Below are 19,021 nucleotides of genomic sequence, written 5' to 3' on the forward strand. Positions count from 1 at the left end.
GACCGGCCCTTGCGGGCCCGCTCAGGCCCGGGCCGTCGGCAGGATCACCTCGAAGCGACAGCCACCGGGGATGTTGCGCACGGCGGCGCGTCCCTGGTGCGCCTCCACGATGCCGCGGACGATGGCGAGACCGAGGCCCGCGCCGGCCGGAGGCGTACGCGCGTGCGTCCCGCGCCAGCCGGTGTCGAAGACCCGCGGCAGATCCGCCTCGGGAATACCGCCGCAGCCGTCCGTCACCGAGAGGACCACGCCCTCGGGCGACCGTTCGGCCGCCACCGCGACCGTGCCGTCCGCCGGTGTCCGACGGATCGCGTTGACCAGCAGGTTCCCCAGAACCCGGCTCATCTCCCTGCCGTCCACCTCCACCGGCACCGGTTCGATACGGCCGCCGACGAGCCGTACGCCGTGCTCACGGGCGAGCGGGTCGGCTCCCGCGAGGGCGTCGCCGACCAGGTCGTACAGCGACATCCGGGAGGTGGACAGGGCGAGGGCCCCGGCGTGGATGCGGGACAGTTCGAACAGGTCGCCCACCATGTCGTTGAGCCGCTCGACCTCCGTGCGGATCTGGCGCAGATAGCGGGCCGGGTCCGCGGCGACCCCGTCCTCCAGCGCCTCGGACATGGCGCGCAGACCGGCGAGCGGGGTGCGCAGGTCGTGCGAGATCCAGGCGACGAGCTCTCGGCGGGAGGACTCCAGGGCCCGTTCACGCTCGCGGGACTCGGCGAGCTTCGCGCTGGTCGCCGCCAGTTCGCTGCTCAGCGCCTCCAGTTCGGCGGTGGCGGGGCCGACGGGTGCGGCGAATTCGCCGCCGTCGCCGAAGGAGCGGGCGGCGAGCGTGAGCGCCCGGCTGCGGGCGACCACCCAGCGGCCCAGCAGCAGCGCGGCCGCCAGGGACACGACGGCCGCCATCGCGACGACCGTCGTCACGACGCTCAGGTCGTGCGCGGACAGGAACATCGCCCGGGCCACGGCCAGCGTCCCGGCGAACATCGCGGTCACCGCCACGGCGACGACGACGGCGAGCGACGCCGTCAGCGACCGCCGCCGGATCAGCCACAGCACGGCCGCGCCCAGCACACCGGCGGCGGCGGCACCGAGGAAGGCGAACAGGGCGATGAGGAGTGTGTCGCGCACGGGTCACACCTCTCCGGCCGTCGTACCGGGCCCGGACGCGGACCCGCCCCCGGGCGGCGCGGACGCAGAACCGACCCCGGGCGACGCAGACGCGGTTTCGGATGCGGAAGCGGTCACCGCTCCCGGCTCGGCCCCGGTCCCTGTTCCGGTCCCTGTTCCGGACCGGGCGCCGGATCCCGCGCCGGTCCGGGCCTGCGTCCCGTCCCCGGCCTCCTCGAAGCGGTACCCCACCCCCCACACCGTCTGGATCAGCCGGGGCCTGGCCGGGTCGTCCTCGATCTTGCCGCGCAGTCGGCGGACATGGACCGTGACGGTCGACAGGTCGCCGAACTCCCAGCCCCAGACCTCGCGCATGAGGTCCTCGCGGCCGAACGCCCGGCCGGGATGGCGCAGGAAGAAGGCGAGGAGGTCGAACTCACGCAGGGTGAGGGCGAGTTCGGTACCGTTCTTGGTGGCACGGCGGGCGTCCGGGTCCACGGTCAGACCGGCCGCGCTCAGCGGGCGCTCCCCGGTGCCCGGCCCTCCGGTTCCGGCGGGCCGGGTGCGGCGCAGGACCGACTCCACCCTCAGCACCAGCTCCCGGGGACTGAACGGCTTGGTGACGTAGTCGTCCGCGCCCACCTCCAGCCCCAGGATCCGGTCGTCCTCGTCCCCGCGCGCGGTCAGCATGATGACCGGCACCGGGCCGCGCTCCCGGATCCGCCGGCACACCTCCAGGCCGTCGATACCGGGCAGCATCAGGTCGAGCACCACCAGATCCGGCCGGTGCGCGGCAGCGCGGGCCAGCGCGGCCGGCCCGTCCCCGGCGCGGTCCACGTCGTACCCGGCACGATCGAGGTAGCCGGAGACGACCTCGGCCACGGTGGGGTCGTCGTCGACGACCAGGACCCGGGCGGCCCCGGCCCGCGTCGATCCGTACGGCTGTTGCTCCATACGGCCAGCCTCGCACCGCACGGCCGCCGGTGCCGACAGCCGCCACCGACGTCCGTGTTTCGTAAGGAGCTGACATCCGGTATGCGGCTTTTGCGTCCGTAGGGTGAGAAGCGTGACGACCTCTCCCACACCCCCGGACGTCGACGTGGTGCTCCCCTGTCTGAACGAGGCCGGGGCCCTGCCCTGGGTGCTCGAACGCATCCCGCCCGGCTGGCGCGCCCTCGTCGTGGACAACGGCTCCACGGACGGCTCGGCCGAGCTCGCCCGCAGCCTCGGTGCGACCGTCGTGCACGAGCCGCGCCGTGGATTCGGCGCCGCCTGCCACACGGGGCTCACCGCGGCCACCGCGGACATCGTGTGCTTCTGCGACTGCGACGCCTCGCTCGACCCGTCGCTGCTCGTCCCCTTCGTCCGCGAGGTACGGTCCGGTGCGGCCGACCTCGTGCTCGGGCGGCGCCGCCCGCAGGGCCGGGGCAGCTGGCCCGCGCACGCACGGGCCGGCAACCTCGCACTCGCCCGGATGCTGCGCCGCCGCACCGGCCTGCGCCTGCACGACCTGGGCCCGCTGCGGGCTGCGCGCCGCACCTCTTTGCTCGCGCTCATGCTCAGCGACCGCCGTAGTGGGTACCCGCTCCAGATGGTGGTCCGGGCCGCCGACGCCGGCTGGCGGGTCACCGAGCACGACGTGCCCTACCTCCCGCGCACCGGCGCCTCGAAGGTGACCGGCACCTGGCGCGGGACCTGGCAGGCGGTACGCGACATGCGCCGGGTGCTGGCCGAGCCGCCGCTGCCGCGGCCGGACGGCCCCTCGGCACGGGGCCGCGGCACCCCCGGCCCGCTCTCCTCGCACCAAGGAGGAACCCCCCAGTGACCACCCTTCTCGTCATCGCCAAGGAACCGCTGCCGGGGCGGGTGAAGACCCGGCTCACCCCGCCGTTCACTCCCCGCGACGCCGCCCGGCTCGCGGAGGCGGCCCTCGTGGACACACTGCGCGCCGTGGCGGCGACCCCCGCGCGGCGCCGCGTGCTGGTCCTGGAGGGACGGCCCGGTCCCTGGCTGCCGCCCGGCTTCGACGTCGTACCGCAGTGCGCGGGCGGCCTCGACGAACGGCTCTCCGCCGCCTTCGCCGGTTGCGCCGGCCCGGCCCTGCTGATCGGCATGGACACCCCGCAGGTGACACCCGGGCTGCTCACCGTGGATTTCACCGGCCACGACGCCTGGTTCGGACCCGCCGAGGACGGCGGTTTCTGGGCTCTGGGCCTCGCCCACCCCGACCCCGCGCTGCTGCGCGGGGTGCCGATGTCGAGTCCGATGACGGGTGCCGTCCAGCGCGCACGGCTGGTGGCCGCCGGGCTGCGGGTGCACGATCTGCCTCGACTGCGGGACGTGGACACCGCCCTGGACGCCGAGGCAGTCGCCGGGTCGGCGCCCCGCACCCGCTTCGCCGCGGAACTGGGCCGGCTCCGGGCGGTAGCCGGCCGATGAGCACCTCCCGTGAGTTCGCCCCGCCGACGACCACCGGAAAAGCCCGTACGGACGGCCGACCGCGCCGCCTTGTCGACGGCGTCCCGCCCTCCTGGTCCGCCACCGCCTACGCCGACGCCCTGGACGCCGGGCGGGGCCCGCTCTTCCTGCGCCGCACCGACGGGTGGCTGCTGCCGCTGGAGGTGGAGCGCTGGTGTGCGGCGGCGGACGCCGCGGACATGTCCGTCCTGGAGCGCTGCGAGGGGACCGTGCTGGACATCGGCTGCGGGCCCGGCCGGCTGGTCGCCGCCCTCGGCGCGCGTGGACTGCCCGCTCTCGGCATCGACGTCAGTGAGGCCGCCGTCGCCCACACGATCCGCCTCGGCGGGCGGGCGCTGTGCCGGTCCGTGTTCGATCCGGTCCCCGGCGAGGGCCGCTGGAGCACCGCCCTGCTGCTGGACGGCAACGTCGGCATCGGCGGCGATCCCGTGGCCCTCCTCGACCGCGTCACCCGCCTGGTCGCCCCCGGCGCTCTGCTGATCGCGGAGACGGTGCCGGTGGACGTCGACGAACGCGCCCACGTCCGTATCGTCCACCTGGCCGGCGCCCAGGGCGGCGCGGGCACCCCGTTCCCCTGGGCCCGCCTGGGCACCCCGGCCCTGGTCCGGTACGCGGCGCAGGCGGGCTGGCACCTCGAGGCTCAGTGGACCACCGGCGGCCGCTGCTTCGTCGCCCTGCGCAGCCGCCGCACGAGCAGCAGCGCCGAGCCGGCGAACAGCACGGCCGTGATGAGCAGCCAGCGCGCCAGGAAGCCGTCCGCGGACCGCCCGGTGGCCAACAGATAGCGCTCCGCCACCCGGCCGCTGATCAGCGGGAACCACACGAGCAGCAGCAGCCCGGACAGGACGGCGGGCACCCGGACGTACATCACGTACGACCGCCGCCTGCCCGCCGCCCCGATCAGCGCGCGGTCCGCCGCCGAGTACAGCGGCAGCAGCACCAGGTCGTGCAGCAGCGCCACCCCGACGAACCACAGCACCACCTGCCACCAGGTGTCACCGCCGGCCAGCAGCCGCACCCCGGCGTACCCGGCGAGGGCGAACGAGCAGGCGAGCAGCAGCAGTTGCAGAGGGCTGCCGAGCGTGAACCGGTCGGGCAGCAGCGAGCGCGGGATCATCGGAGGTCTCCGAACGTCATCCGGCCCACCCACTTGGTGTTCAGGACACCGGGAGCCGCGGGCATGATGACCCGCGCCGGGTAGCCGTGGTCGGGGGTCAGGTCCTCGCCGTTGACGAACAGGGCGAGCAGGGAGAGCGGGTCGCCCACCTGGTTGGCGCGCAGGGCGGCCCGGCGGAAGGCGCCGTGCCGCTGCACCGACTCCACCAGGACGTCCACCGGATCGTCGTGGCCGACGAGTGCGGCGAGGTCCCGCAGGCGTACGCCCCGCCACCACTGGTTCGACGTCGACCACCCCTCGACGCAGGCGATGGGCAACGCCGAACTGTGCAGGGGAAGTTGCAGCAGGTCCGCACGGCTCAGCCGGACCTGGCCGGTGCGGCCCGTGAGGACCAGCCGCCACACCTCGCCGCCGGTCTCGCGCGGGTCGATGCCCGCGTACGCCGCCGTCTTGTTGACCTGGAAGCCGCCGGGGCCACTGCCCGGTTCCCCGCCACCGTGCGGGGCGAGCAGCGCGGTCTCCCGCAGCGGCCCGTCGAGGCTCTGCCCGGCCGTCGTGACGAGCAGCAGCGCCGACCCGCCGCCGACCAGGCCGAGGGCCCCGCGCCGGGACACGGTGGGCTCGGCGGGGTCCGGCGAGACCAACTCGTCGCCTTCCTCGACCCCCATTCCGCCTTCCGCCGCCGCCTCGGGTTCACCGGCCCGCATCCGGCGCAGGTTGCGCACGGCCGCGGGCGTCTTGAGCACGGCGTGGGCGACGAACGCGGCGAAGAACACCCAGGCCCCGTAGAAGTGCAGCGGATAGAAGGAGCCGGGGAAGATGTAGTCGAGCTGGATGTTGAGCACACCCGTCGTGAACTCGAAGAGCGCGCCGCCCACCAGCAGGAGCAGCGAGACGCGCTCCAGCGCGTGCGCGACGGACCGCGCGGGCGGCAGGGCGAACAGCCTGGGCACGACCGACCACAGCTTCGCCAGCAGCACGGGGACGAGCGTGACGCCCAGCGTGACGTGCACGCCCTGGGTGAGCCGGTACAGCCAGACCGGGCCGCTCGGCCAGGAGAAGAGGTAGAAGCCGAGGAGCCCCTTGTCCGGGGTCGTGTCGTTCACCGGCGACAGGTCGGGGTTGTACGCGGCGTACGACACCAGTCCCGTCACGAACATCAACGTGATCCCGCCGAGCAGGACGACGCCGAGGACGGACGTGAACCAGGGGCCGCGCACCGGACTGCGCCAGAAGCCGGGCGAGGAGGGAAGCCGTTGGTCGGGCATGTCCCGACCGTAGGCCGGTCCGTGGCCCGAAAGGGGGCGTGACTCATGACGAAACGCTGACGTCCCGGCTCGGTGTGACCCTTCGCGCCGCCTTTCGGCCTAGCGTTCCCGGCGTGATCCCCGCTCGCCTCCGTGACCTCGGCGCCGCGCTGGCCGCCGCCCTCCTCGTCCTGGCGGCCGTGCTGGTCGGCCGCCACATCCAGAGCGCACACCACACGCTGTTCGTGCACTGGCCACCGCTGTTCGCCGAATGGGACCCGCATGTCGGGCCGGGCACCCCGGCCGCCGTCGCGGTGGCGGCCGCCGTGGTGGCGTACGGGCCGGTCGCGGCCGTCCGGCTGCGCTGGCGGCCGCTGCTCGCCACGGCCCTCGGCGCGGCGCTGGCCTGGACCTGGTCGCTGGCCCTGGTCGACGGCTGGCAGCGGGGCGTCGCGGGCCGGCTCACCACCCGCAACGAGTATCTGCGGGTCATCGACCGCTTCCACGACATCCCGGCCGCCCTGCGCGGCTTCGACGACCACATCCTGAGCGGCTCGCCCGCCCCCTGGCCCGCGCACATCGCCGGACATCCGCCGGGTGCGACCCTGACCTTCGTGCTGCTCGACCGGATCGGCCTGGCCGGCGGGGGCTGGGCGGGGGCGTGGTGCATCACCGTGGGCGCCACGGCCTGTGTGGCCGTGCTGGTCACGGTGCGGCTGCTGGCCGACGAGGACCTCGCCCGGCGGGCGGCGCCGTTCCTGGTGCTGGCGCCGGCCGCGGTGTGGGTGGGTGCCTCGGCCGACGGCTACTTCACGGCGGTCGCCGCCTGGGCGGTGGCGCTGCTAGCGCTCGCGGCGACCGGACACCGGCCCCGGGCCGCGGCCTTCGGCTCCGGCCTGCTGTTCGGCCTGACCTGCTATCTCTCGTACGGGCTGGCGCTGTTCGCGCTGATCGGGGCGGGCGCGCTGGTGGCGGCGGGCGACCTGCTCCGGCCCGTGGTGCAGGGCCTGTCCGGGGGACAGGTTCGGCCCGTCGGCCAGGTCCGGTCCGGGGGCGGGGCCCGGTACCGCCCGTGGCTCGGGGCGCTCCCGTTCCTGCTCGTCGGTCTCGCCGTCGTCCCGGTCGTGTTCACGCTCGCGGGCTTCGACTGGTGGGAGGCCTACCACCTGCTGATCAAGCGCTATTACGAAGGCGTGGGCGGCACCCGGCCCTACGGCTACTGGGTGTGGGCGAACCTCGCGTGCACGGTCCTCGTCGTCGGCCTCGCGAGCGCTGCGGGACTGAACCGGGCCGGTACGGCACTCGTGCGGCGCCATCGGCTGCGGCCCGGACCGGACCGCGCGGCCGCCGCCGAGGCCCGCCTCGCCGTGCTCGTCCTGGCCGCCGTGCTCGCCCTGCTCCTCGCCGACCTGTCCGGGATGAGCAAGGCGGAGACGGAACGCATCTGGCTCCCGTTCGCGCTGTGGATCCTGCCGAGCTGCGCCCTGCTGCCGCACCCCCGCGCCTGGCTCACCGCCCAGGCCGTCCTCGCCCTGCTCCTCAACCACCTGCTTCTGACGGGCTGGTGACGCGGAGAACGCGGAAAGGAGAAACAGTTCGGGCCCGCACCCCACGAGGTGCGGACCCGAGCCGGAAAGTACGCGTACGTCAGGCGGGAACGATGTTCTCGGCCTGCGGGCCCTTCTGGCCCTGCGTGACGTCGAAGGTGACCTTCTGGCCTTCCTGAAGCTCACGGAAGCCGGAGGTGGCGATGTTCGAGTAGTGGGCGAAGACGTCGGCGCCGCCTCCGTCCTGCTCGATGAAGCCGAAACCCTTTTCCGAGTTGAACCACTTCACGGTGCCGGATGCCATGTCGATTCTCCTTACGGGGCAGTACCCGGAAGCCCGCACGGTGCGCGCCTCACGCCGCTGTGCTGATTGCCCCGCCCGGAAGGAACCGGCACTTTTCTGGGAATCGCAGCCGCAACTGAGCTGAACCGTAGCACGGCACAATCCGAAAACCCGCAGTCATTGCCGCAACATACCCCGTCGGACCCGAAAGCCGTTCCGGAAATTAATCCGAATATATTCTTCCGGCGACAGGGATACACGGTGGGCGCGGATCCAGGGGTACGCGGGACCGCCGGACCGCGAAGCCGGCGCCGACCGCAGCGGTGATCATGGAAACGTCGTCGGCGGGCGGTCGCACCCGGAGCCGGTGCGAACCCCGCCCGGCGGAGCGTCGTACCAGCACAGCGCCCGCCTCACGCCCTGCGGGGCCACGGCCCCGACACTCCCGGGAGCGGCCCGGATGAAAGGAAAAACACATCGGCAGTCTGTCCCGACCTGTGCTAACGTGATAGCAGTTGCAGTTTTGGTTACCAGAGACTTCGAGTGCTCTCCCGACCTCCCGTCGACGAGCACTCTTTTTGTTTGCCATCGTTGCGACTCCGGATCTGCACAGTGCGGGCTCCGGGCAACGCCTCAAGGGAGATTCAATATGGCATCTGGCACCGTGAAGTGGTTCAACTCGGAAAAGGGTTTTGGCTTCATCGAGCAGGACGGTGGCGGCGCCGACGTCTTCGCCCACTACTCGAACATCGCCACCTCCGGCTTCCGTGAGCTTCAGGAAGGCCAGAAGGTCACCTTCGACGTCACGCAGGGCCAGAAGGGCCCGCAGGCCGAGAACATCGTTCCCGCCTGACGTACGCGTACCACATGGCTGGGGCCCGCACTCTTGGGTGCGGGTCCCAGCTCATTTGCATTTTCTACGGCTCAGTTCTTGCGAATCCTCGTACGGCCCGGCGCCGACGACCGGAATTCCTCGATACGTGCCGCATCGAGGAAGGGTTCTGAATGGACCGCACAGCTCGCAAGAAGTACAGCACCGGCACCGGCACCGGCTCCACCCGCACCCGCGGCGGTTCGTCCCGGTCGGCCAGGAACACCGGCCGCGGTGGCCCCAAGAGCGGCCGTACCGGCGCCGCCCCGGCGCGCCCCACGGAGTTCGCGCTCCCGGTCACCCGCACCGAGGGGCTGCCTCCGGTCGAGGAGTTCGCCGAACTCGACATGCCCGCACGGCTGCTGACCGCGCTCGGCGCCGAGGGTGTCACGGCGCCGTTCCCGATCCAGTCGGCGACGCTGCCCAACTCGCTGGCCGGCCGGGACGTCCTCGGCCGCGGCCGCACCGGCTCGGGCAAGACGCTCGCCTTCGGTCTGGCCGTACTGGCCCGGATGGACGGGCAGCGGGCCGAGGCCCGCCGGCCGCTGGCCCTGGTCCTGGTGCCCACCCGGGAACTGGCCCAGCAGGTCACCGACGCGCTCACCCCGTACGCCCGCGCGCTGCGGCTGCGTCTGGCCACGGTGGTCGGCGGCATGTCGATCGGCCGGCAGGCCTCCGCGCTGCGCGGCGGGGCCGAGGTCGTCGTCGCGACGCCCGGGCGCCTCAAGGACCTCATCGACCGGGGCGACTGCGACCTGAGCCAGGTCGCGATCACCGTCCTCGACGAGGCCGACCAGATGGCCGACATGGGCTTCATGCCGCAGGTCACCGCGCTGCTCGACCAGGTCCGTCCCGGCGGCCAGCGGATGCTGTTCTCGGCCACCCTGGACCGCAACGTCGACCTGCTGGTGCGCCGTTACCTGGACGACCCGGTGGTCCACTCGGTCGACCCGTCCGCGGGCGCCGTCACCACGATGGAGCACCACCTGCTGCACGTGGAGGAGACCGACAAGCACGCCACCACCACGGAGATCGCCGCCCGCGACGGACGAGTGATCATGTTCCTGGACACCAAGCACGCGGCGGACCGGCTGGCCAAGAAGCTGCTGGCGGTCGGTGTGCGCGCGGCGGCCCTGCACGGCGGCAAGTCCCAGCCCCAGCGCAACCGCACCCTGGCGCAGTTCAAGGACGGCCAAGTGACGGTGCTCGTGGCCACCAACGTGGCGGCGCGCGGCATCCACGTCGACAACCTCGACCTCGTGGTCAACGTCGACCCGCCCACCGACCACAAGGACTACCTGCACCGCGGCGGCCGTACCGCCCGCGCGGGCGAGTCGGGCACCGTCGTCACGCTGGTGCTGCCCAGCCAGCGCCGTGCCATGACGCGGCTGATGGCGGACGCCGGGATCACCCCGCAGAGCACCAAGGTCCGCTCGGGCGAGGCCGAGCTGAGCCGGATCACCGGCGCCCAGGCCCCCTCGGGCGTGCCCGTCGTGCTCGCGCCGCCGGTCGTCGAACGCCCCCAGGGCGGCTCCCCCGCGCGCCGGGGCGGAACCGGGAACGGAACCGCAAACGGAACCGGGAGCCGGAGCAGTCGCAACCGCGGGCGCGGCCGACCGGGCCAGGCCGCCCGCCGCAGCGCCTCCGCCTCCGGCCAGGGCGCCGGCCGCTCGACCGGGCAGGGCGCCGGCCGCTCGACCGGGCAGACCGGCGGGCGCACCTCCGCGCAGGGCGCCGGCCGTTCCTCCGCGCAGGGCGGCGGTCGCTCAGCCTCGCAGGGCGGCGGTCGCTCAGCCGGGCAGACCGGCGGTCGCACCTCCGCACAGGGCGGCGGCCGTTCCTCCGCGCAGGGCGGCGGCCGTTGACCCGGACGGCTCCGGCGCGACGGACCGTGGCGCGGCGGGCGCCGGTCCGGCTCGGCTCCACCCGTCACGAGGCGTCCCTCCGGACGGGCTGAGCTGAGCCATCCGGTCCCACGGGTCGGCCGCTCCGGTGCTCCCGGAGCGGTCGGCCCGTCGTTTTGTCCCCGTCGATCCCGGTGCGTTGGACTAGGCTCCTCAGCCATGTCACACCCTGATGATCTGCTTGTCGGCATCGCCGCGATGGTGGAGTCGGAACACAGCAGCCGCATGTCGCTCACGGTGGTGGTCCCCGGCGCCGTCATCACAGGCCGGCTGGCCCCCGAGGCACTGTGGAAGGAACGGGTGGCCGAGGTGCTGCGGGACTCCGCGCAACTCGCGCACTTCGCCTCCGCGTTCACGCCGTCCGCCAAGGCCGCCGACGACGAACCGCCGCGGGGCGCGATCCGGCCCACCCACCTCCACTTCCATGTCGCGCGCATCCTCCAGGGCAGCTTCGGCATCCCCGACACGGGCGGCATGTACCGGGTGGCGCTGGAGGACGTGAGCGCCTGGACGATCGGGGACATGGGCTACTCCGACCAGTAGCCGCAAAAGCGCCGCAGCAGGCTCCGCGACAGCACCGGAACGGCCACCGGCCCGGAAAGCGTCGGACGCTTTCCGGGCCGGTGTCCTCGGTTCGCTTCGTGCTCCGCGTCAGGCGGGACGGATGTTCTCCGCCTGCGGGCCCTTCTGGCCCTGCGTGACATCGAAGGTCACTTTCTGACCTTCCTGGAGTTCACGGAATCCCTGGCTGGCGATATTCGAATAGTGGGCGAAGACGTCCGGGCCGCCGCCGTCCTGTTCGATGAAGCCGAAACCTTTTTCCGAGTTGAACCACTTGACGGTTCCGGTAGCCATACACATTCTCCTTCAGGGCCTGCCGGAGAAATCACACCGTGTGATTTCTCCACGTCGCCGAGATGATTGCCCTGCCCGGAGAGACCGGATAATTCAGAGACGCACTACCGACCGGACCGGCTGTGAGACTCGAAATGCCTGGGAACCAAGACCGCAACTCACTTCGACCGTAACACGGAACCCGATTCTCGGCCCGACGTGCGGACTTCTGTACGACTTTTGACTTTTGACGTTCGACACCTGCGCATTCGATGCCTGATCGATTGATCATTTGACACCCGATCACCCGTTGTCCGATCGCCGGATGCTCCGCATTCAACATTTGACGGCTGAAATTTCACCGGTTCGGGTGCCCTGCCCCCGGAAGCCGCCCGACGGCTGCCGTGTGTGGGCCATCATGACCCCGCCCGGTCCCACCCCACTCGTCGGGGACCCGTCGGCAGGAGGCGCCCCCGTGGCCTTGGACGGGATGTACCGCAGGTCCCTGCTCGGCCTGATCGCCGTCGCGGTGCTGGCCACGCTGAGCGTGCTCGCCCGGCCCTCGGTCGAACCCGGCCCCGAGCCCTTCCGGGCCCCGGACGCGACGGCCGCCGCCGGGCCGCCCCCCGCCTTCGGCGCCTACGTCGGGTACGGCTCCGACGCCGTCCGCCGGGTCGCGCAGCTCGGGACCTGGCTCGGCCGGACGTCGGCCCCGCGGGTCGGACACGTGTATCTGCCGGGCGATCGGTGGAGCAACATCGAGGGCGCACCCGGCTATCTGGAGCTGTGGGCGCGCTGGCGCAGGGCCCGCCCGGACCGGCTGTTCGTGCTCAACGTGCCGATGCTGGAACGCACCGAGGCGCATCTGTCCGACGACGTGGTCCGCGGCGAGCTGCGCCGCGGCGCGGCGGGCCGCTACGACGGACACTTCCGCACCCTGGCCGAACGGCTGGTCCGGCTCGGCGTCCCGGACACGGTCGTCGTGCTCGGCTGGGAGATGAACGGCGACACCTACACCCACCGCTGCGGCCCCGACCCGCAGGCCTGGCAGCGGTACTGGAGAAGCGTCGTCACCGCGATGCGGTCGGTGCCCGGCCAGCGTTTCCGGTTCGACTTCACGCCCAGCCGGGGCCGGGACGCCGTCCCCTGGACCGAGTGCTACCCGGGGGACGACGTCGTCGACATCGTCGGCATGGACGCCTACGACCAGCCCGAGGGACTCTCCTTCGCCGGGCAGGTGACGGAGCCGTACGGCCTGCGCGACCAGGTGCGGTTCGCACGGGCGCACGGCAAGCCCGTCTCGTACCCGGAGTGGGGGCTGTACCGCAACGGCGACAATCCCGCGTACATGCGGGGCATGCTCGACTGGTTCGCCCGCCAGCGGCCGCTCTACCAGACCATCAGCGACTACTGCCCGCACGGGGTGTGGCGCTGTCCCGGCAATCCCGAGGCGTCCGACGTCTACCGCTCGTGGCTGGGTGACGACCGCGAACCGCGGTGAGCGGGCCGGACCTCACAGGCGTACGCCGTGCCGTCGCAGCCAGGGCAGCGGGGGCACCGCCGACCCCAGGTAGGGCGTGACCCGCACCTCGAAGTGCAGGTGCGGGCCGGTGGCGTTGCCGGTGGCGCCGGAGGCTGCGAGGTACTGGCCCGCGGCGACCCGCTGTCCGGGGCGTACGTCGATCCGGGACAGGTGCGCGTACTGGGTGAAGTAGCCGTCGCGGTGCCGGAGAACGACCTGGTTGCCGAAGCCGTCCCCGCAGGAGACGAGGACGACGGTGCCGGGTCCGACGGCGTGCACCGGGGTGCCCCTGGGGACGGCGAAGTCCTGTCCGGTGTGGCGGTGTCGCCAGTGGCCTCCCGGCGCCGCGTACCCGGCCGACAGCCAGTAGTCGCTGGTCGGCGCCACCCAGCCGGACCGGGCGGGGTGCGGGCTGCGGCTGCGGCGGCCCGGCGCGCAGTCGGCCGCGGGACGCGCCAGGCCGGGCTGGGCCGCCGCCAGTTCCCGCCACAGCCTTCTGCGGATGCCGGTCCGGCGGCGCTCGGCCGCGTGCAGCCGGGTGACCGCCTGACCGAGCTCGGCGCGCAGCGCCCTGGCGTCGGCCGCCACGCCCGGCGCGGTGGTCGACGCGGTGGTCGACGCGGTGGTCGACGCGGTGGTCGACGCGGTGGTGGGTACGGCGGTGGGGGCCGCGGTCGGTACGGCGGTGGGCAGACCGGTGGGCACGTCGACGGGGAGCCCGGTCGGGAAGTCGGCGCCCAGGTCGCCGGTCGGCAGGCCGTCCGTACCACCGTCGAGGTCCGGGTCCGGATCCGTGGGGGAGGCGGTGCCCGCGTCCGGTGCGAGCGTGCGGGCCCGGGCCTCCGCCTCCTTCGTCTCGGAGCGCAGTCGGTTCACCCGGTTCCGCAGCCGGTCGGTGCGCGCGCGGGCCTTCTCGTAGTCCGCGGTCTGCCGGGCGGCGGAGACGAGCAGCCGGTCGAACGCTTCGCGGGGGCGGCCCTGGTCGGGCGCATCGGGACGGCTGTCGCCGTGGACCGGTGCGCGGCTGTCGGCATGCGTGGCGCTCGGGAGGAACGCGAACAGGAGCGCGGCCAGGGCCACGCCGGCGCGGGACAGGAGTCGTCGAGGGTGGTCTCGTCGCATTGTCCGATCGTCGGACGTCGGGCGCCTCTGTCCCACGAGGTGGCCGCGCACCCGCGCCAGGTTCCGTCGAACGGCCCATTCCGAAGGCCCCGCGGGGCCCCCGGAGTCCTGCGTCGGCGTCGGTCCCGCCTCAGACGGTCCGGCTCCGGCCCTCCGCGTGGTACACGGCCAGGGCCCAGATCACGAAGATGTCCATCGCGATCACGATGATCGACCAGACCGGCTGGTAGGGCAGGAAGAGGAACTGGAGGACGATGCTCACGGCGGCCAGCACGATGCCCCCGACCCGGGCCCACGCGGCGCCCTTGAGGATGAACGCACCGACGACGACCCCGATGATGCCCACGATCAGCAGGATCCAGCCCCAGCCGGTGAGGTTGATCTTGTAGACGTACGCGCCGACCCGGACGTAGATGTCGTCCTTCGCGATGGCGGAGATGCCTTCCAGGATGGCCAGGATTCCGTTCAGCAACAGCAGGACACCCGCGAAGGTGACCCCGCCCGTGACCCATCCGGAGTTCACCGGCCGGGTCTGGGCGGCGGTGCGTTGCGCACTGTCCCACTTCGGCTGAGGCTGCTCGGTCATTGCCGTACCCCATCTCGTCGTTTCTGTCGTTTCCTCTCCCCCCTAGACCGTCCACCCGGACGGGGCGGGTCACCACAGGGGTTGGGCCGTACGGGTGGCCCCGCGTGCGGCCGTGCCGGTACGGCCCTTCACTGGTGCCAAAACGACCGAACGCAGACGACCGAACGCAGACGAGCGAACGCATCGATCGATGGAGGCGACATGGCCGGTTACCGGGGACGCTGGGCCAGGGGCACGGCATGGGCGGCGATCCTGACGGCGGCGCTGACCGGCTGCTCCGGCGGCGGCAACACGTCGACGACCCCGGCCAGCAAGGCGGCCTCCGCCGTGGCGTCGGCGGGCGCCCGCGCGACGGCGGCGATCTCCTCGCTCGCCGCGCAGGCCACGGAGGCCATCTCGTCGGCGACGGCCGAGGCCGGCCGAAGGCTCGGCGAGGTCAAGAACGGGATCGAGGCCAAGGACGACGTACAGCTGGGCACCCCGGCGACCGCCGCCGACGGTCGCACCACGGTCGGCATCACCGTGAAGAACACCGCGGACTCCACCAAGTCGTTCGCCGTCCAGGTCGTCTTCAAGGACTCCGGCGGCAAGCTGGTCGACACGGTCGTCGTCACCGTCTCCGACGTACCGGCGGGCAAGACGGGCACGGCCACCGCGCGCAGTACGCACAACCTGTCCGGCGAGGTGAAGGCCGAGGTCGGGTCCGCGCTGAGGTACTGAGGCAAGGAGTCCTGAGGCACCGAGGTCCTGGGGTGTCGGCACCGGCGGCGGCCGCCCGCCGAACGGACCTGCCGCTTTGTCGACGACCTTGCTATTTCTTTACCAAACCTAGAGGCTTTGGCCGACGCCGCATCCGTACTGCTCTGCGTCAGACCCGTCCCCCGCCCTGCGGACGGACGTATCCACGACCGGGCAGGAGGCACGGTGCGCTTTTCGCGGAACGCGATGGGAACCCTCTTCGTAGGTGGTGCCCTGACCCTGACACTCGCCGCGCTGGCCTACCCCTCGATGCTGGGGCTCACCACCGTGTCGACGGCGCCCTCACGGGTCATCGCCCAGACCCAGTGGGGGCCGTTGACCGAGGCGGACCGGGACTTCGTGGTCAAGGTGCGCGCGGCCGGCCTGTGGGAGTACCCGGTCGGTCAGATCGGCTTGCAGAAGGGGCAGTCGAAGGCGGTCATCACGGCGAGCCAGCACCTGATCGACGGTCACGCCGCGCTCGACACCACCTGCCGCAAGATCGCCCCGATGCTGAACATCACGCTCCCCAACCTGGCGAGCCCGCAGCAGCAGGGGTTCGTCACCACGCTGAACGCGGACACCGGCAAGCAGTTCGACGTCGACTTCGCCAACATCCTGCGCATGACCCACGGCTCGATCTTCAACACGGTCGCGAAGATCCGCTCCACCACCGAGAACACCCTGGTGCGGGCGCTGGCCGACCAGGCCAACGACACCGTCCTGGACCACATCACGGTGATGGAGAAGACCGGCCTGGTCGACTTCGACCAGGTGCTCTTCCAGCAGACCACCCCGCCGAAGCTGCCGGACACGGACCTGACCCCGCCGCCGCCGGCCGCGGGCCAGGCGCCTGTGGTGCTCACCCCGCCGCCGACCGCCACGGCCACCCCGGTCGCCCTGCCGCCGCCCTCCAAGTGAGCCGAGGCCCCCGCGGCCGGGCAGGACGAAGGCCCTAGGCCCTGTCTGACAATTCCCGCCTGCCCCGCGACGCCATGCACGCCCTCCGGGCGGACGACGGGAATTGTCAGACAGGACCTAGGCGAGCCAGACGGTCGTGTCCGGTGGCAGTTGTCCGTCGCCGTCCAGGGGAGCGCTGCTCAGCAGCACCTCCCCGGGCGGCAGCGGGACCGGCGCGTCCGACAGATTGGTCACGCACCGCCAGCTCCCGGAGCGCGCGAACGCCACCACCCCGGGCGGGGTCCCCTCCGCCCAGGTCAGCTCCTCGCCCTCCAGCAGCTTGCGGCGCAGCCGCAGGGCCGTGCGGTAGAGCTCCAGGGTCGAGCCGTCCACCCCGTCCTGGGCGGCGACGGCGTACGACGCGAAGGACGCCGGCTGCGGCAGCCACGCGCCGGCCGCCCCGAAGCCGTACGACGGACCCGTCGTCGTCCACGGCAGCGGCACCCGGCAGCCGTCGCGGCCCTTGCGGACATGGCCCGTCTGTTCCCAGACGGGGTCCTGGAGGACCTCGAAGGGCAGGTCGGCGACCTCGGGCAGGCCCAGTTCCTCCCCCTGGTAGAGGTATGCCGCCCCGGGCAGCGCCAGCATCAGCAGCGTCGCCGCCCGGCCCCGGCGCACCCCCGCCTCCGCGACGACGGCGGGCGCGCGGCCGCCGGAGAGCAGCCATGCGTTGTCGTCCGTGCCCGGCGGCAGCGACAGCCGGGAGGCGTGCCGTACGACGTCGTGGTTGGACAGCACCCAGGTCGCGGAGGCGCCGGCCGTGCGGGCCGTGGCGAGCGAGTCGGTGATCACCGAGCGCAGTTCGTCCGCGTCCCAACCCGCCTGGAGGTATTCGAAGTTGAAGGCCTGGCCGAGTTCGTCCGGGCGGGCGTACAGCGCGCGGCGGGCGCCCGGCACCCAGGCCTCCGCGACCGCCGTGCGCGGCGGCGTGTAGGCGTCGAGGACCCGGCGCCAGTCGCGGTAGATCTCGTGCACCTCGTCCCGGTCGTAGTAGGGGTGGCTGCCGGGCGGTACCCGGTCGAGGGCCTCCTCGCCGATCGCGCCGACGCCGCCGACGTCCCGCAGCGGCTCGTCGAGGTCCTTGGCGAGCGCGTGCGCGACGTCGACGCGGAAGCCGTCCACCCCGCGGTCGGACCAGAAGCGCAGGGTGGTGCGGAAGTCGGCGCGGACCTCGTCGTGGCCCCAGTTCAGGTCGGGCTGCTCGGCCGCGAAGAGATGCAGGTACCACTGGCCGTCCGCGACCCGGCGCCAGGCGCTGCCGCCGAAGACGGACTGCCAGTCGGTGGGCGGGAGTTCGCCGTGCTCGCCGCGTCCGTCCCGGAAGACGTACCGGTCGCGGGCGGTGCCGCCGGGGCCCTCGCGCAGCGCCTCCTGGAACCAGGGGTGCCGGTGGGAGGTGTGGTTGGGCACGATGTCGACGATCACCTTCAGGCCCAGCCGGTGCGCCTCGGCGACCATGGCGCCGAAGTCGTCCAGGGTGCCCAGGCGCGGGTCGACATCGCGGTGGTCGGCCACGTCGTAGCCGCCGTCGGCGAGTTCGGAAGGGTAGAAGGGGCTGAGCCACAGGGCGTCGACCCCGAGGGCCGCGAGGTGGTCCAGCCGCTCGGTGACGCCACGGATGTCACCGAGCCCGTCACCGTCGGCGTCGGCGAAACTGCGGGGGTAGACCTGGTAGACGACGGCCTGGCGCCACCAGTCGGGGTTCCGGGAGGAGAGGTCGGTCAGTTCGGGCACGCGTGGTCCCTTTCGGTGCGGTCGGACAGGTCCGGGCAACACCCACAAGCCTGTCCACATTGCCCGGAAGGCGAACGTTCAGGCACTCCGGAAGGGACCATTCCCTGTGTGGCGGAATGGTGATGAAGCGTGAACCGCCCCTCCATACAGGCAGGTTGACAGTCTTCGGCGGCGCCGTCCACGATGGTCTGACGCTGTGGCACATGTGACCATTGAGCCCAGTGTTGCTTCAGGTGCCGGCGCTCTCGGCGACCGAGCCATACCCCCCATGCACACCAAGAATGGGATACACATGTCCATAGCGAGCCACACGACCGCGCGCCGCCTGCTGGGTACGGGTGCCGCGGCACTCGCCCTCTGCGCCGCCTCCGTCGCCGCCGCCTCCGGCGCCTGGGCCCACGAGACCCCCGGCGGCGACGGCTGGAAGTCCGGCGGCACGTACAAGCCGGGCACCGGCGCCGGCACGGAGACCGGCACCGACCGCTGCGAGTTCTCCCTCGACGGCACGCACTTCTTCTCCTCCGTCAAGGTCGACGACCAGAACCTCAAGCCGACCACGGACGGCAAGGTGCACATCACCGTGCGCGCCGCCGGTGACGCGTCGACCTGCACCGCGTCGCTCGCCTCCTACCTCGCCCACGGCGCCACCTTCGCCAGCTCCGGCAAGCAGGTCTTCGTCGGCTTCGACACGGTGACCGTCAAGCCGGGCGCGACCGACACCCTCGACATCGTCGTGCCCGACGCCGGCTGCTTCGCGCAGGTCGACCTCTACCGCGGCGCGGTCAAGTTCGACGGCAAGCTCGACGCCCAGGACGGCTTCGAGCACGGCAACCTGCCCGAGGGCCCGAACGGCGCGGTCATCAAGGACAAGCTGATCGCGGCCTGGAACGGCGGCACGAAGGACTGCACCGCCGCGGAGTCCGAGCAGCCGGCCCCCTCCACCCCCGCCGAGACCACCCCGGCGA

19 protein-coding genes are annotated in these 19,021 nt (G+C 72.6%); 11 read left to right on the forward strand and 8 right to left on the reverse strand.

What is annotated here, in order from left to right:
• Positions 1 to 21: 21 nt before the first annotated feature.
• The gene (locus FNH09_RS23180) at positions 22 to 1,134 is read right to left on the reverse strand and encodes an ATP-binding protein (protein WP_162468970.1); all 1,113 of its coding nucleotides are present in this window, start codon (positions 1,132 to 1,134) and stop codon (positions 22 to 24) included.
• A 3-nt stretch (positions 1,135 to 1,137) separates the two neighbouring features.
• The gene (locus FNH09_RS23185) at positions 1,138 to 2,067 is read right to left on the reverse strand and encodes a response regulator transcription factor (RefSeq protein WP_238426993.1); all 930 of its coding nucleotides are present in this window, start codon (positions 2,065 to 2,067) and stop codon (positions 1,138 to 1,140) included.
• Between the two features lie 103 nt (positions 2,068 to 2,170).
• Between FNH09_RS23185 and FNH09_RS23190 the strand changes: the two genes are divergently transcribed.
• The 3 genes from FNH09_RS23190 to FNH09_RS49870 are packed head-to-tail and all read left to right on the forward strand — an operon-like array spanning position 2,171 to position 4,376.
• Positions 2,171 to 2,938: a glycosyltransferase gene (locus tag FNH09_RS23190; RefSeq protein ID WP_162468971.1), complete on the forward strand. Its 768-nt coding sequence runs from the start codon at positions 2,171 to 2,173 to the stop codon at positions 2,936 to 2,938.
• Positions 2,935 to 3,552 (forward strand): DUF2064 domain-containing protein, encoded by a 618-nt coding sequence (locus FNH09_RS23195; protein ID WP_162468972.1) that lies wholly within the window; start codon positions 2,935 to 2,937, stop codon positions 3,550 to 3,552. The genes FNH09_RS23190 and FNH09_RS23195 overlap by 4 nt, the downstream gene beginning before the upstream one ends.
• Entirely contained in the window at positions 3,549 to 4,376 is an 828-nt protein-coding gene (locus FNH09_RS49870; RefSeq protein ID WP_152891077.1) for a methyltransferase domain-containing protein, read from the forward strand. Before FNH09_RS23195 ends, FNH09_RS49870 begins: the two co-directional genes overlap by 4 nt.
• 328 nt (positions 4,377 to 4,704) lie before the next feature.
• Here the strand turns inward: FNH09_RS49870 and FNH09_RS23210 are convergent, their stop codons facing one another.
• Positions 4,705 to 5,976, reverse strand: a complete 1,272-nt coding sequence (locus FNH09_RS23210) for a molybdopterin-dependent oxidoreductase (protein ID WP_152891079.1) — start codon at positions 5,974 to 5,976, stop codon at positions 4,705 to 4,707.
• Positions 5,977 to 6,089: 113 nt separating this feature from the next.
• On the opposite strand from FNH09_RS23210, the gene FNH09_RS23215 reads away from it, so the two are divergent.
• Positions 6,090 to 7,523 (forward strand): hypothetical protein, encoded by a 1,434-nt coding sequence (locus FNH09_RS23215; RefSeq protein ID WP_162468973.1) that lies wholly within the window; start codon positions 6,090 to 6,092, stop codon positions 7,521 to 7,523.
• Positions 7,524 to 7,602: 79 nt separating this feature from the next.
• Here the strand turns inward: FNH09_RS23215 and FNH09_RS23220 are convergent, their stop codons facing one another.
• On the reverse strand, positions 7,603 to 7,806 hold the full coding sequence (locus FNH09_RS23220; RefSeq protein WP_030379203.1) for a cold-shock protein: 204 nt from the start codon (positions 7,804 to 7,806) through the stop codon (positions 7,603 to 7,605).
• A gap of 628 nt (positions 7,807 to 8,434) precedes the next feature.
• On the opposite strand from FNH09_RS23220, the gene FNH09_RS23225 reads away from it, so the two are divergent.
• From FNH09_RS23225 to FNH09_RS23235, 3 genes are all read left to right on the forward strand, one after another.
• Positions 8,435 to 8,638 (forward strand): cold-shock protein, encoded by a 204-nt coding sequence (locus FNH09_RS23225; RefSeq protein ID WP_030379203.1) that lies wholly within the window; start codon positions 8,435 to 8,437, stop codon positions 8,636 to 8,638.
• A 152-nt stretch (positions 8,639 to 8,790) separates the two neighbouring features.
• A complete protein-coding gene (locus FNH09_RS23230) occupies positions 8,791 to 10,521 on the forward strand; it encodes a DEAD/DEAH box helicase (protein WP_152891081.1) in 1,731 nt (576 codons plus the stop codon).
• A 198-nt stretch (positions 10,522 to 10,719) separates the two neighbouring features.
• Positions 10,720 to 11,103: a hypothetical protein gene (locus tag FNH09_RS23235; protein ID WP_152891083.1), complete on the forward strand. Its 384-nt coding sequence runs from the start codon at positions 10,720 to 10,722 to the stop codon at positions 11,101 to 11,103.
• Between the two features lie 108 nt (positions 11,104 to 11,211).
• On the opposite strand, the gene FNH09_RS23240 is transcribed toward FNH09_RS23235, so the two are convergent.
• The gene (locus FNH09_RS23240; RefSeq protein ID WP_152891085.1) at positions 11,212 to 11,415 is read right to left on the reverse strand and encodes a cold-shock protein; all 204 of its coding nucleotides are present in this window, start codon (positions 11,413 to 11,415) and stop codon (positions 11,212 to 11,214) included.
• A 469-nt stretch (positions 11,416 to 11,884) separates the two neighbouring features.
• On the opposite strand from FNH09_RS23240, the gene FNH09_RS23245 reads away from it, so the two are divergent.
• Positions 11,885 to 12,895, forward strand: coding sequence for a glycoside hydrolase family 26 protein (locus FNH09_RS23245; protein WP_152891103.1), 1,011 nt, complete (start codon positions 11,885 to 11,887; stop codon positions 12,893 to 12,895).
• Between the two features lie 12 nt (positions 12,896 to 12,907).
• On the opposite strand, the gene FNH09_RS48760 is transcribed toward FNH09_RS23245, so the two are convergent.
• Together FNH09_RS48760 and FNH09_RS23255 are read right to left on the reverse strand one after the other, a co-directional pair.
• Positions 12,908 to 14,038: a M23 family metallopeptidase gene (locus FNH09_RS48760; protein ID WP_238426997.1), complete on the reverse strand. Its 1,131-nt coding sequence runs from the start codon at positions 14,036 to 14,038 to the stop codon at positions 12,908 to 12,910.
• Between the two features lie 130 nt (positions 14,039 to 14,168).
• Positions 14,169 to 14,624: a DUF7144 family membrane protein gene (locus FNH09_RS23255; RefSeq protein WP_152891087.1), complete on the reverse strand. Its 456-nt coding sequence runs from the start codon at positions 14,622 to 14,624 to the stop codon at positions 14,169 to 14,171.
• Positions 14,625 to 14,825: 201 nt separating this feature from the next.
• On the opposite strand from FNH09_RS23255, the gene FNH09_RS23260 reads away from it, so the two are divergent.
• Positions 14,826 to 15,344 (forward strand): FxLYD domain-containing protein, encoded by a 519-nt coding sequence (locus FNH09_RS23260; RefSeq protein WP_202919733.1) that lies wholly within the window; start codon positions 14,826 to 14,828, stop codon positions 15,342 to 15,344.
• A gap of 225 nt (positions 15,345 to 15,569) precedes the next feature.
• On the forward strand, positions 15,570 to 16,283 hold the full coding sequence (locus FNH09_RS23265; protein ID WP_152891109.1) for a DUF4142 domain-containing protein: 714 nt from the start codon (positions 15,570 to 15,572) through the stop codon (positions 16,281 to 16,283).
• A 117-nt stretch (positions 16,284 to 16,400) separates the two neighbouring features.
• Here FNH09_RS23265 and FNH09_RS23270 read toward each other — a convergent pair whose 3' ends face one another.
• Positions 16,401 to 18,047 carry a glycoside hydrolase family 13 protein gene (locus tag FNH09_RS23270; RefSeq protein WP_238427002.1) on the reverse strand — a complete coding sequence of 549 codons (1,647 nt, stop codon included), beginning with the start codon at positions 18,045 to 18,047 and terminating at the stop codon, positions 16,401 to 16,403.
• A 301-nt stretch (positions 18,048 to 18,348) separates the two neighbouring features.
• Between FNH09_RS23270 and FNH09_RS23275 the strand changes: the two genes are divergently transcribed.
• Positions 18,349 to 19,021, forward strand: a 673-nt coding sequence (locus tag FNH09_RS23275; protein ID WP_152891091.1) for a hypothetical protein, incomplete at its 3' end; no start/stop codon positions are given.

This window comes from Streptomyces adustus, from assembly GCF_009377175.1.
Taxonomy (GTDB): Bacteria; Actinomycetota; Actinomycetes; order Streptomycetales; family Streptomycetaceae; genus Streptomyces; species Streptomyces adustus.